Below are 13103 nucleotides of genomic sequence, written 5' to 3'. Positions count from 1 at the left end.
GATCAGAACTGCATGCCCACCTTGCCCATCACGCGCATGTTGTCGGCATCGGCGCGACGGCCGTCGAAGCGGTCACTCTCGGTGAACTGGTAACGCGCCTCCAGCCCCAGAAACCACTGCCGGTCCAGCTGGTACTTCAGGCTGCCACCCAGCTGGGCCGCCCACAGGCCATTGCGGTCGTCATCCAGCTTGGCCCGCACGTAGCCGATGCCGGGACCAAAGCCCAGCGACAGCCGTTCGTTCGGCTCGAACATCCAGTGGCTGTTCACCTCGGCGCTGGTCATCTTGAGCGGGTCGTCGCTGTAACGGCTCACGCTCAGATGATGGCGCAGCACGCCGGTGGCCGGCTGGAACAACTGACAGTTGGCGCCGATCTCGACCCCGTAGGCACCATCGCTGCTGGCATCCGACAGGTCCGGCGAGACCACACCGCCGAGCAGTGCCACGCTGGGCTCCATGCCGCGATCCACCGCGCTGGCCTGGGCCACCGGCATGGCCACCAGCGCCCCCAGGGCGAACATCACCATCGTCTTACGGTACTGCATCGGGCACCTCCTGATTCGAATGAATAAGAAAACTCTAATGGTAGACCAGCCTGACGCGATCTTCATCACATCAGGCAGGACCCGGCGCTCGACATGGAATTTTTCCCGGCCCCGGTGCATCCCCTCTGCCGAACCACGATCGCCGGAAGGCTTCGGGGATCCCCGCAAAAATCGAGGGAACCCTCAAGGGCCCGAGGGCTCGAAGGGGTTGAGCCCGCACGTATCCAGCGTGCGTCGTTCGCTCCAACTGGCAACAAGAAGAACCATCCATTCAGAAAGCAAACGGAGGACCTCATGTCCGATCAACCGAATGCGAACCGTCGTAAGTTCCTGCGCCAGGCATCCGCTGCCGTGGCGGCCATCCCGGTCGTCAGCATGGTGGGCATCTCCTCGGCCAAGGCCGATACGAAAGCCGAAGACGGCCACGCCCACAACTACGTGAACGATGCGGCCGACGCCGACCACGCGGACTACTCCGAAGGCGAGAAGTGCAAGAACTGCGCCTTCTGGGGCGGAGGTGATGACCAGTGGGGTCAGTGCTTCCACGCCGACTTCCAGGGCGTTCAAGTGAACGCCGACGGCTGGTGCGACGAATACGTCGGAGCCTGATCCCGGCCCGCATATCCGGTCCGCGCCCGCGGGCCGGATACTCCCTCTCATGTCCCTCCCCGGCCATGGCTTGCATCCCCGCCACACAACCCCGCAAGCTAGACACCTGATTTCGTAGACCGGCTCCGGCGGGCTCCGCCCTATGGCCGAAAGGAAACTGCGTGTCCGACCCATTGACCCGGCTGACCCGCATCCCCGCCGGTAAGGCACCCGCCAATGCCAGCGGTTGCCACTGATGGATCTCTCGCTCGCCGGATTCACCGTCCTGTACCTGGTCTATGGCCTGGCCTTCTTCTCCCTTGGCGTAGTCGCTTTCGTCCTGCCCCGCGGGGACGGATCCCTGCCGTTCGCCCGACATTTCTGGCTGCTGGGTCTGTTCGGCCTGATCCATGGCGCCTACGAATTCCTCCAGGCCGCGGGCTTGCACTATCCGGCGGCGCGCGACCCGTGGCTCAATGCCACCTGGCAACTGCTGTCCTACCTGCCGCTTCTGGAGTTCGGGCGCCGCGCCCTGCTCGCGAGTCCATCGCGCCTGCGCCTTGACGCCCTGTGGCTTTACCCGCTGATCGCCGTCGCGGTGCTCCTGCTCGTCGGTATGGCCGAGGACCCGGCGCGCGGGCTGGCCAACGGCGGGCGCTACCTGGTCGGCCTTCCGGGGGCCGTACTGTCCGGCCTGGCGTTCTTGCTTCTGCTGCGGGGGTCCCTCCAGCGCACCGCCGACGCCGACGATCATGCCAGCCAGTACCCGGCCCTGGCCGTCCTCGCCCTGGCCTTCCTCGGGTACGCCCTGATCACGCCGTTTCCGGGCACTGTCGACCCGGCTCTGCCCGAGTGGCTGCCGACCCATGCCGACTTCCTGGAGGCAAGCGGACTACCGGTGCAACTGCTGCGCATGTTCGCCGCCCTCCTCGCCGTCATCGGGATGATGACCCTGACCCGCTCGCTGGGCACCCAACAGGGCGACGACCTGCTGCGGGTACTCGACACCATCGACGGCTTCGTCTATCGCTGCCGCAACAACCCGAACTGGGACGTGATCAACGCCGAGGGCGCCCTGGAGGAGCTCACCGGCTACTCGCGCGAAAGGTTCTTCGCCGAACGCCTCAGCTTCAACGATCTGGTGCACCCTGAAGACCGCGACCGGGTCTGGCGCGAGGTATCCGAGGGATTGCAGCGGACCGGCCAGTACCAGATTCAGTGGCGCCTGATCGGACGCAATGGCGGGGAGCGCTGGGTGTTCGAGCGCGGCGCCGGGATCTTCGACGATCGCGGGCGCCTTAAGTACTTGCAGGGGCATGTTATCGATGCCGACGAACTGGTCACCACCGGCGAGACCCTGCGGGCCCGGACCGACGAACTGGAATCCTTTCGCTCGACCCTGGACCTGACTCTGGACGCGGTCTTCCTGTTCGACGTCGAGACCCTGCGCTTTATCTATGTCAATCAGGGCGCGGTGGACCAGACCGGCATCCCGCGCGAGGAACTGCTCGAACTCCACCCCTATGACATCAAGCCGGACTACCCCGAGCCGCGCTTTCGTCAGCTGATCGAGCCGCTGCGCCGCGGCGAGCGTGACCAGTTCCGCTTCGAGACCAGCCATCGCCATCGCGACGGCTTCGAGGTACCGGTCGAGATCTCCCTGCAACTGGTCGCCCCGCGCGGCGAGACCGCACGCTACGTGGCGATCTCGCACGACATCACCCAGCGCAAGCGCAACGAGGAGGCCCTGCTCCAGGCCCTGTCCGAACTGGAAGCCTCGCGCGACGAGCAAACGCGCCTGCTGGAACTGACCCGGCGGGAGCAGGGGCGCATGGCCGCGCTGCTCTCGGCGATGAGCATCGGCATCCTGTTCGAGGACCGCGAGGGCCGGGTGGAATACGTAAACCCGGCCTTCCGGCGCATGTGGGCCATCGGCAGCGAGGTGGAACTGGTGGGTCGTCCCTCGCGCGAGGTACTGGAACATTCCACCCACCGCTTCGCGCGGCCGGATCACGCCTCGCGCCACGTGCTGCACGTGCTGGATACCCACGAGATCAGCGAACGCTTCGAGGTCGACCTGTACGACGGGCGCATCCTCACCCAGGTCTCCTACCCCGTCCACGACACCGACGAGCGTTCCATCGGTCGACTGTGGCTGTACGAGGACGTGACCCACGAGCGCCAGACCGCCCAGCAACTGGTCTACCTCGCAGAACACGACGCGCTGACCGGCCTGTACAACCGCCATCACTTCCAGAAACGCCTGGAACACGTGATCCACAGCGAGCGGCGGCGCAACGGGCGCTTCGCCCTGCTGTACTTCGATCTCGACGAGTTCAAGACCATCAACGACACCTTCGGCCACCGGGCCGGGGATACCGTGCTGGTGCGCGCCGCCGGCGAGATCGCCGCGCTGGTACGCAGCCAGGACATCTTTGCCCGCCTGGGCGGCGACGAATTCGCGATCCTGGTGGATCGCGAGTCGGAGCAGGAGCCGATCGAACTGGCCGAACGCGTGGGCCGCGCGATCTCGGCGATCCCGTTCCGCTTCCGCGGCCAGAACTACCGGCTCACCGCCAGCATCGGCATCGCCCACTTTCCGGAGCATGGCGACAACGTCGAGGACCTGGTGGCCCACGCCGACACCGCGATGTACCAGGCGAAGGACCTGGGCAAGAACACCTGGGCGGTATTCGACCGCAGCCGCAACACCGCCGAGCACATGCTGGAGCGGATGTCCTGGAGCCAGCGCATCGGCACCGCGCTGGAGCAGGGACACTTCGAGCTGCATTACCAGGGGATCTACGCGGTCGGCGATGGCCACCTGCACCACATGGAGGCCCTGGTGCGCATGCGCGACCCGGCGTCCCCGGAGGAAATCGCCATGCCCGGCCAGTTCATCCCGATTGCCGAGAAGACCGGGCAGATCCTCGACATCGATCGCTGGGTGATCCGCGAGAGCATCCGCCGACTGGCCGGGGACCCGGCCATCCCCGGGATCGCGATCAACATCTCCGGCCGCAGCTTCGACGAACCGGGACTGCCGCAATACATCGCCCAGCAGCTGGAACAGCAGGGGGTCGAACCGCGACGGCTGATCATCGAACTGACCGAGACCGCGGCGGTCTCCGAGATGCAGGATGCCCAGCGCTTCATCGAGGCGTTGCAGCACACCGGCTGCACCGTCTGTCTGGACGACTTCGGATCCGGGTTCTCCACCTTCGCCTACCTCAAGTATCTGGGCGTGCAGATCCTGAAGATCGACGGCATGTTCGTGCGCGACCTGCCCAACAACCGCGACAATCAGGCCTTCATCCGCGCGATGGTCGACGTCGCCCGGGGCCTCGACAAGCAGACCGTCGCCGAATGCGTGGAAGACGGCCCGACCCTGGAGATGCTGGCCGAACTGGGCGTGGACATGGCCCAGGGCTACCACCTGCACCGCCCGTCACCGGAGCTCCCCACCGCCCGTACATGAACACTCCGATGGGGTGCGCACACCCCCTCAGTCATCCGTTATGGGCAGATACTCGTCGCGGCCCGCGGCCGGCTCCTCGAAGCGAAACCCCACCCCCGCAGGGGCGACCCGGAACACGCCCCGCGCGCGGACCCAGCCCTGATCCAGCACCGTGGCATCCACCCGTTCGAACAGCCGCTGCAGTGCGCGCGCGGTCGCGGCGCGGCGGGCGTAGTCCAGCCCGTGACGCCCCCAGGCCTCGCGCGCGCCCGCCGCGAGCCCCCAGCCCGTCTCCACGAACCCGGCGATCCACAGCGCGCGCAACACCCCGTCGCCCCATTGCTCGCGCAGGCGCGCCATTCCGGAGCGCGGATCCGGCGCCGCCTCCACCACCGCCATCAGCGACGCGGGCAGCAGTTCGCGCCAGTCATCACTTTCGAAGGCGCCCGTCAGCAGGTCCTCGTCGATGATCTGCACGAAGTCCGGCACCGGATCGGAGCCAGTACGTTCCGCCAGCTGAATCAGCGCCCCCGCCTCGTCGGTATAACCGGACAGGGCGAAACCGCACAGGTGATGGTCGACGATGTCGTGCACGAACACCGAGGTCGGGATACGCTCGCCGGTATACGGGGTCGCCGCGATGACGTCCGCGCCCCGCCCCGGCAGATCCAGCTTCCAGCCACGCACACCAAAGCCATCCTCCCAGGTGTCCGCGTACTCCGCGGGAATGGATACGCCGGCAGCGTCAGTGGCTGCATGCATGTCGGGAATTCGGGACATCGGCTTGGGCCCTCCTGGGCGATTGCTCCTTGCACTTTACCGACCGGTCAACTAGCGTGCAAAGACATGGAGACAACCACCCCCCATCACACCCGACACGACAGCCGCGAGGACCTGCTCAAGGCCGCCCGCGAGCTGATCGTCGGACGCAGCTACACCAGCGTTGGGATTGCCGAGATCTGCGCCCGAGCGGGCGTTCGCAAGGGCAGCCTGTACCACTTCTTCCCCGGCAAGGAGGCGCTTACCCTGGCGATGCTGGACGCCCTCTACGCGGACTTCGAGCGCGAAGTGCTGATCCCGGGGCTCGCCGGCGCCAACGGCCTGCACGCCCGGATCGAGGCGTTCGTCCATGCGATCCACGCCTTCGAGACCCGCATGCAGGCGGAATCCGGCCAGCTGCCCGGCTGCCCCTTCGGCAACCTGGCCGTGGAGATGGGGACCCACAACCCGACCCTGCGCCGGGCGATACGGGGGCACCTGGACGCCGTCACCGCCCATTTCCGTTCCGTATTGGACGAGGCCGTTCAGGACGGCGAACTACCCGGCGATACCAACACCGAGGCGCTGGCCGAGCAGTGGCTGGCCCTGATGGAAGGAATCCTGGTGATGGCCAAGGCCGACCAGGACCCGGCGACGGTCCTGCGCCTGGGCCCGGCGCTGGTCACACTCCTGACCCACTCGCCCCCGGAGGTACCCCATGAACGATGAACGCTTCCCCCTGCACGACGCCGCCAGCGCCCCGGAGGCGCAAGCCGTATTTGACCGGGCCGAACAGACCTTCGGCATGGTCCCCAACCTGATCCGCAAGATGGCCAGCGCGCCGGCCCTGGCCGAGGCCTACCTGGCGCTCCACGACCTGCTGCAGAAGACGTCGCTGAGCCCCACCGAACAGGGCGTCCTGCTGCTGACCGTCAGCCGCTACCACGAATGCGACTACTGCATGGCCGCGCACAGCATGACCGGTCGCATGACCGGCGTACCCGACGACGTCATCGCCGCGCTGCGCGAGGACCGCGTGATCGACGACCCTCAGCTGGAGGCCCTGCGCCAGTTCACCCGCGCCATGCTCGAACAGCGCGGCTGGGTTGACGAGCCCACCCAGCAGGCCTTTCTGGACGCCGGGCACACTCCCGCGCAGATGCTGGAGGTCATCCTGGCGATCGGCCTGAAGACCCTGTCCAACTACACCAACCACATCGCCGGCACCCCGGTCGACGCGCCCATGGCCAGCGAACGCTGGAGCGCAACCGCGCGTTGACCGCGCATGCCGTAGCCGATGATGCGATTGCGGCATGCACCGCGCAGCGGCAAGGTAGGGCCTCGCTCCCGACCACCAGCCCGCCTGCATGCCGCCACGCTCGCGCATCCTCCTGCTATCCGCCTACCGGGCCGACAGTCACGCCGCCTGGGTCGACTGGCTGACCACGACCTTCGGTCAATTCGACTGGGAGGTGCTGGAACTGCCCGGGCGGCACTTCCGCTGGCGCATCCGCGGCAACCCGGTCTCCTGGCTGGACCGGCTCGCGGGCGTGGAGGCCGATGCGGTCATCGCCACCTCGATGGTAGACCTGGCCACCTTGCGCGGCCTGCATCCGTCACTCGCCCGGCCACCCACGCTGTACTACGTGCACGAAAACCAGTTCGCCTACCCGGTCGGCCGCGACCAGGTGGATTCCGTGGACCCCCAGATGGTGCAGATCTACGCGGCACTGGCGGCGGACCGCGTGGCCTTCAACTCCGCCTTCAACCGCGCCTCGTTCCTGGATGGCATGGACGCCCTGCTCTCGCGGATGCCGGATCATGTCCCTGAAGGCCTGCGCACCCGGCTGCAGGCACGCAGCGAGGTCCTGCCCGTCCCGGTCGCGCCACCCACCGCGGCGGACAACCCGCGCGATCCGCGCCTGATCCTGTGGAATCACCGCTGGGAGTACGACAAGGCGCCGGAGGTGTTCGTCGAGGCGCTGCTAAGGCTGCGGGAGGCGGGCGTGGACTTCCGGCTCGCCCTGCTGGGGGCGCGGCCCGCGCAACCCCCCGAGGCCCTGCAGCGACTGCGCGCCGCCCTCGGGGACCGCATCGTGGCGGATGACAAGCTGCCGCGCCGGGAATACGAAGACCTGCTGGGCCGCGCGGGCATCGTCGTCAGCACCGCCCTGCACGAGTTCCAGGGACTCGCGGTACTGGAGGCCACGGCCGCCGGGGCGACGCCACTGGTCCCGGATGCCCTGGCCTACCGCGAGCAATATCCAGACACTTGCCGCTATCCCGCCGGCGATGGCGCGGCCCTGACCGAGCGCCTGCGACATTGGCTGCAACAGGGAACGCCGCCGGCACCGGACGTGCGCGCCTGGCTGCCGGCTCGGCTGGAACCGCGCTGGCAGCAGGCGCTGGATGCACTGGTCGCGGGCGACGTCCGCCGGCCCGGGATCAGTCGCGCCTGACCACGATCCGGTCGGACGGGACCTCGTCCTCGGCCACGAAGACCGGGCGGATCACGTCGCGGTAGTTGCGAATGCGCTGCACGTAATACACCGGCTGGTAGCCGCGGGCGTAGCCGAAGCGCAGGTTCTGGTAGTAGCGCTCTTCGGTCAGCAGCGGCAGGGTCTCGCGCATGTCGGCCCAGCGATCCGGATCACGCCCCAGCTCGCGCGCCAGCCGGCGCGCATCCAGCAGGTGCCCGCGACCGATGTTGTAGGCCGCCAGCGCCAGGTAGGTCCGATCCGGCTCGTCAATATCGTCGGGCAGCAGTTCGTGCTGGCGCTGCAGGTAGCGCGCCCCGCCGTCGATGCTCTGCACCGGGTCCAGGCGATCCACTCCCAGGGACTCGGCCGTGCGCTGCGTCAGCATCATCATGCCGCGCACACCGGTGGGGCTGCGCGCCTCCGGATCCCAGTGCGACTCCTGGTAGGCCAGGGCCGCCAGCAGATCGGCCGGCAGATCGGTGCGTTCGGCCGCTTCCTCGAAATACGACTGGAACTGCGGCAGGCGGTCCTCGATGCGGCGGTTGAGCGCCCGCAGGTCGACAAAATCGAACTGATCGATGTAGGCGTAGTAACGCTCGTCCACGAGTTCGCGCAGTTCCCGGCCGCCATCACCCTGCATCCAGTCGCCCGCCAGTTCAGCCAGCGCCACCTGGTCCGGCTGTACGTACCAGCCCAGGGTGCGCGGGTCGGACAGGTCGAAGGCGATGTCGAGATGCGGGAAGGAGCGACGGTTGTAGCGCACGATATGCGAATCGGCCACGGTGCAGTCAATCTCCTGCCGGGCGACCTGCGCCATCAGCCGCTCGGTACCGATCTCGCGGACCTCGAACCCGGCCGAATCCGGAAGCGCCTGCTCAAGGGTCTCCACGTAGCTGCTGCCGGCCGAGACCACCAGGTCGACCGAGCCCAGGTCGTCCGCCGATTCGGGCATGGCATCGAAGTCGCGATGGCAGACCACCTGCTCGGTGATCTCCATGTACTCAGGGCCGCGCCGGAAGCGCTCGTCGCGCGAGGTGAGATGGGTCAGCCCCGCCGCGGCCATATGCGCCTCGCCGGAGGCCAGCGCCTCGAGCACACCGGAAACCGATTCGGCCATGACCCACTCCACCTGCCAGCCATGCGCCTGGGCAAAGCCCTCGACCAGATCATGCTCCGTGCCCGCCGCTTCCAGATGCTGGTCAAAGTACCAGGTGGTGGGGGCATTGCGGGTCACTACGCGCAGCGTGCCGGTCTCCTCCACCGGCGCCAGCCGCTCGCCGGCGCTGGCATTCGAGACCATCGAGTCGGATTGCCCGTCCTCGGCGCCACAACCCGCGAGCAGCACCAGCAGCGCGGCGGGCAGCAGCGCGCGGCCCTGTCCGCGGGATGACGGGCGCCAGCCCGCGGCGGCGCGATCATTCGGTTCATGCATTCCGGTTTCCTTCCCGTCGACAGGCCGCGCGGATTGGCTGACCCCGTCCATGACGGATCCATGAATGTCCGATACAGAGACTAGGGTTTTGCGGAATGGTTCTCAAAAATACCCACGACGAAGGGGTTGCCATCCCTTGCGGAGGCCACCGCTGATGGGCGGCCCAGCCGCGTGCCCTGTACAGTCGAACCCTTCGCCACCGTGCTTTTCGGGGAACGCAGCGACCTCGGCACACTCCAACACTCCGTTACCCGCAAGGAGCGCGACATCATGGCCATCGAATCCCTTCTCCTCCTCCTGCTCATCGGCGGCATCGCCGGCTGGCTCGCCGGACTGCTGGTGCACGGCTCCGGGCAGGGCATCCTGCTCAACATCGTGGTCGGCGTGATCGGGGCCTTCCTCGGCGGCTGGCTGTTCACCCAGCTCGGGGTCCAGGCCGGCGGGCTGATCGGCAGCCTCGCCGCCGCCACCGTCGGCGCCGTACTTCTGCTGGGCCTGCTCCGGCTGATTCACAAGGCCTGACCGATGACCCAGATCCTTGGAATCATCCTGCTGGTCGGGGGCCTGATCGCCGCTATTGTGGGCCTGCAGGATGCCTTCGGCATGCGCGAGCGCGCCGCGCGCCTGATCCTCGGCCGCTTTACCCGGCGCACCCTCGCGCTGCTGGTGGGCGGCGGCGTCGCCGCACTGATGGGCCTGATCCTGGTGACCTGACCGAAAAACGTGATGCGGTTGGCATCGTCTCCCCGGAATCGGTAGTGTCCGCTGCGGGGAGTCCGCGCCGCGTGCGCCAGACCGACCGCGGCCTCCCTCCAGAACAAAACAACCAGGGGGAGACCGCATGACCTTGAAGCCTTCGCGCCGTCTGGCGCTTGCCGCCGCCGTCAGCACCGTCCTGTTCGCCACACCCACGACCCTGCTGGCCGCGGGCTTTTACCTGCAGGAGCAAGGGGTCTCCGGTCTCGGCCGCGCCTATGCCGGCGAGGCCGCCATCGCCTCCGATGCCAGCACCATCTACTTCAACCCGGCCGGCATGACCCGCCTGGAACGCAACGAGGTGCAGGCAGGCGTGTATCTGCTGGCCCCCGAGGCCAAGGTCAGGCGCAGCAGCTCCACCATCAATGGAGCCCCGTACGAGGGCCGCGACGGCAACAACCCCTACGACCCGACCCCGATCCCCAACCTGTACTGGGCAGAGCAGTACTCCGAACGCGTCTGGCTGGGCTTTGGCCTCAGCGCGCCCTTCGGCCTGAAGAACGAATACAACGATGACTTCTTCGCCCGCTACGACTCGCTGGAATCCGACCTGCAGGTGCTGAACCTGCAGCCCAGCATCGCCTTCGACCTGACCGACCGCATCTCCATCGGCGGCGGCCTCGACCTGCAGTACGCCGACGCGACCCTGCGCAGCGCCATCCCCGGCGGCTTCCCGCCCACGCCCGCCAGCGATGGCGAATTCAAGCTCGAGGGCGACAACTGGGATATCGGCTTCAACATCGGGATGCTGTTCGATCTGGGCGATGACACCCGCCTCGGCATCCATTACCGCGACGGCATCACCCACACCCTGAGCGGCACGGCGACCATCACCGAGCCCGCGGGCGGGCCTGTCTCCGTGCTGCCCGGGCAGGCCGACCTGAAGCTGCCTGATATCGCATCCATCGGCATCCGCCACCGCTTCAATGACCGCTGGACCGGCCTGGCTCAGTACACCTGGTTCAACTGGTCGAACTTCGACGAGATCCGCATCCAGCTGCCGCAGGGCAACGAACAGGTGCTGGAACAGAACTACCGCAACAGCTACGCCCTGGCGGTCGGAGCCGAGTACGAAATGAACCCGCGCTGGACCCTGCGCGGCGGCATCCAGTATGACCAGACCCCGACCCAGACCGACGGCCGCAGCACACGCACCCCGGATGGTGACCGCACCTGGTTCTCCGTGGGCGCCACCTTAACCAGCAGTGACCGCTTCACCTTCGACTTCGGTTACAGCTACATCCACATCGGCAGCGAGGACCTGGACGTCACCCGGGGCTTCGATTCCAGCGGGGATGGACAGGCGGATACCTTTGTGAACATGCAGGGCACCACCTCGGGTCACGTGCACGTACTGGCCGCCGCCATGCGTTACCACTTCTAGCACCGATACCGGGGCCGGGCATTCGCCCGACCCCGGCGATCACCGCGCAAGCTCCACGTCGCAGGCCGCCGCCAGCGCGCGACGGTCGGCCTCGCTCAGGTCGCGCCGCCCGGCGTTGGCCTCCCCCAGCATCGCGTGCATTACGGCCGCCGGGTCGTCCACGTGATCGATCCCCAGGGCATGGCCCAGCTCGTGCGCCAGCGTCAGGCGCAGCTCGTCCGCGTCGCTCGCCTTGAACACGGTGATCGAGCGCCGCGCCCCGTGCTGCTCGTACACCGCCATGTCGAAGGCCCCGGTCGTACCGATCTCGCGGTTGAGCTCCGCGACCCGCTCGTTGAACCCATCGATCTCGCGCTCCAGTGCCCGGATGTCGCGGTTGAGCTCGTCACGGCGCTGTTCCAGCGTGCGCCGGCGCTGATCGAGGTCGTCACCCGCGCGGTCCAGCGCCCGGCGCTGCCGCTCCAGACGTTCGCGATTCCCCGCGCTGTGCGCCATGCGACCGGCATTCCAGGCGGCCACCGCCTGCTCGTATTCGCGCTGGCGCGCCTGAAAATCCTCGAGATGACGCTGATAGCCCGCGGCATCCGCCGCCAGCGCCGAGTGGCGATGATCCAGGCGCTCCTCGCGCTCGGCGATCCCCCGCTGGAGGCGGTCCAGTTCCGCGCGGGCACGGTCCCGGCTCTCGGCTCCTGCCTGGCGCTCGTCGAACACCAGCCGCACCGGCATACCCTCGCCTTCACGCTGGCGGAAGAGCACGTCCGGCGTCTCCCCGTCCCACATCCGGACGGCCGCATCCAGGGCCGTCTGCACCGCGTCGCGCTCCAGGCGGAAGCGCGGATCCACGCCCGCCAGGTGCAGGGCGACCGGCACCTCGCAGCGCGGCGCGGCCAGGTGCGCGTGCCCACCGGACGAGCCCGGCAACTGCCCCTCCTGCCACAGCACACCCCCCAGCGCGAGCGCGCCGACACCCCCGACCAGCCACAACGGCAATGCCATCGCGTTTCCTCCGAGTGAATCCTTGTAGAACCACTGATCAATGTTTCCTTAAGGTGCCAGTGCGCGGTCGCGGAAACCAGCGTTTGCCCCGTCATGGCGGGGCAGGCACCATTGAACGATCGCCTTACCCCGTTTCAGGAGACTGTCATGCTGCGCATCCTTTTCGCCGCCCTGCCCCTCGTGGCCCTGCCGCTGGCCGCCCAGGCCGACACCCCGAACATCCAGCCGGGCCTGTGGGAAAACCAGAACACCATGATCATGGAAGGCATGGGCAACATGCCGGACCAGACCGAGACCACGACCGAGTGCGTCACCCAGGAAGACATCGATCGCGGCGAAAGCATTATCGAGGCGCCGGAGGGCTGCACCCTGGATCAGATGGACATGACCGCCGACCGCATGGACTACACCATGAGCTGCACCGACCCGCAGGGCGGCCAGATGCAGATGGAGGGCAGCATGCGCTTCATGGGCGATCGCGCCGAGGGCGAAATGACCAGCGAGATGGACACCCCGATGGGCCCGATGAACGTGCGCATGGAAATGCGCGGCCAACGCATCGGCGACTGCTGACCTCCGCTTTCGTCACGCGCCCTAAAAGGCGCTAACAGGAAGATGAGAAGGCTGGAAGAAAGACTGATTGGTGGGCTGGGGCAGGCCACGACCCACCAGGGCATTTCTTCCAAACTTCCCGTCTTCCTGTGAA

At 67.5% G+C, this 13103-nt stretch carries 13 protein-coding genes; 9 read left to right on the top strand and 4 right to left on the bottom strand.

Going from position 1 to position 13103, the window contains the following annotated elements; translation table 11 throughout:
• Positions 1 to 2: 2 nt before the first annotated feature.
• A complete protein-coding gene (locus D106_RS0108585; protein ID WP_018879801.1) occupies positions 3 to 545 on the bottom strand; it encodes an outer membrane beta-barrel protein in 543 nt (180 codons plus the stop codon).
• Between the two features lie 294 nt (positions 546 to 839).
• Here D106_RS0108585 and D106_RS0108580 point away from each other — a divergent pair, with 294 nt between their 5' ends.
• Entirely contained in the window at positions 840 to 1154 is a 315-nt protein-coding gene (locus D106_RS0108580; protein ID WP_018867881.1) for a high-potential iron-sulfur protein, read from the top strand.
• 235 nt (positions 1155 to 1389) lie between these two features.
• Positions 1390 to 4611, top strand: a complete 3222-nt coding sequence (locus tag D106_RS0108575) for an EAL domain-containing protein (RefSeq protein WP_018879800.1) — start codon at positions 1390 to 1392, stop codon at positions 4609 to 4611.
• A 27-nt stretch (positions 4612 to 4638) separates the two neighbouring features.
• On the opposite strand, the gene D106_RS0108570 is transcribed toward D106_RS0108575, so the two are convergent.
• Complete coding sequence (locus D106_RS0108570) at positions 4639 to 5352, bottom strand: hypothetical protein (RefSeq protein ID WP_018879799.1); 714 nt, start codon at positions 5350 to 5352, stop codon at positions 4639 to 4641.
• 84 nt (positions 5353 to 5436) lie between these two features.
• On the opposite strand from D106_RS0108570, the gene D106_RS0108565 reads away from it, so the two are divergent.
• The 3 genes from D106_RS0108565 (at position 5437) to D106_RS0108555 (ending at position 7808) form a co-directional block, all read left to right on the top strand.
• Positions 5437 to 6078, top strand: coding sequence for a TetR/AcrR family transcriptional regulator (locus D106_RS0108565; RefSeq protein ID WP_018875586.1), 642 nt, complete (start codon positions 5437 to 5439; stop codon positions 6076 to 6078).
• A complete protein-coding gene (locus D106_RS0108560; protein ID WP_018879798.1) occupies positions 6068 to 6628 on the top strand; it encodes a carboxymuconolactone decarboxylase family protein in 561 nt (186 codons plus the stop codon). The genes D106_RS0108565 and D106_RS0108560 overlap by 11 nt, the downstream gene beginning before the upstream one ends.
• Positions 6629 to 6716: 88 nt before the next feature.
• A complete protein-coding gene (locus D106_RS0108555; protein WP_018879797.1) occupies positions 6717 to 7808 on the top strand; it encodes a DUF3524 domain-containing protein in 1092 nt (363 codons plus the stop codon).
• Here D106_RS0108555 and mltF read toward each other — a convergent pair.
• Positions 7795 to 9261, bottom strand: a complete 1467-nt coding sequence (mltF, locus tag D106_RS0108550) for a membrane-bound lytic murein transglycosylase MltF (RefSeq protein WP_018879796.1) — start codon at positions 9259 to 9261, stop codon at positions 7795 to 7797. The genes D106_RS0108555 and mltF overlap by 14 nt on opposite strands.
• Positions 9262 to 9531: 270 nt before the next feature.
• On the opposite strand from mltF, the gene D106_RS0108545 reads away from it, so the two are divergent.
• The 3 genes from D106_RS0108545 (at position 9532) to D106_RS0108535 (ending at position 11401) form a co-directional block, all read left to right on the top strand.
• Positions 9532 to 9783 carry a GlsB/YeaQ/YmgE family stress response membrane protein gene (locus tag D106_RS0108545; RefSeq protein WP_018879795.1) on the top strand — a complete coding sequence of 84 codons (252 nt, stop codon included), beginning with the start codon at positions 9532 to 9534 and terminating at the stop codon, positions 9781 to 9783.
• 3 nt (positions 9784 to 9786) lie between these two features.
• Entirely contained in the window at positions 9787 to 9975 is a 189-nt protein-coding gene (locus D106_RS0108540; protein ID WP_018867889.1) for a DUF3185 family protein, read from the top strand.
• 127 nt (positions 9976 to 10102) lie between these two features.
• The gene (locus D106_RS0108535) at positions 10103 to 11401 is read left to right on the top strand and encodes an OmpP1/FadL family transporter (protein WP_018879794.1); all 1299 of its coding nucleotides are present in this window, start codon (positions 10103 to 10105) and stop codon (positions 11399 to 11401) included.
• A gap of 39 nt (positions 11402 to 11440) precedes the next feature.
• Here D106_RS0108535 and D106_RS0108530 read toward each other — a convergent pair whose 3' ends face one another.
• Positions 11441 to 12397, bottom strand: coding sequence for a matrixin family metalloprotease (locus D106_RS0108530; protein WP_038045771.1), 957 nt, complete (start codon positions 12395 to 12397; stop codon positions 11441 to 11443).
• A gap of 147 nt (positions 12398 to 12544) precedes the next feature.
• On the opposite strand from D106_RS0108530, the gene D106_RS0108525 reads away from it, so the two are divergent.
• Positions 12545 to 12970, top strand: a complete 426-nt coding sequence (locus tag D106_RS0108525) for a DUF3617 domain-containing protein (protein WP_018879792.1) — start codon at positions 12545 to 12547, stop codon at positions 12968 to 12970.
• Positions 12971 to 13103 lie beyond the last annotated feature (133 nt).

This window comes from Thioalkalivibrio sp. ALE9, assembly GCF_000377445.1.
In the GTDB taxonomy this organism is placed as follows: domain Bacteria; phylum Pseudomonadota; class Gammaproteobacteria; order Ectothiorhodospirales; family Ectothiorhodospiraceae; genus Thioalkalivibrio.
This window is presented reverse-complemented; position numbering and strand designations above follow the sequence as displayed.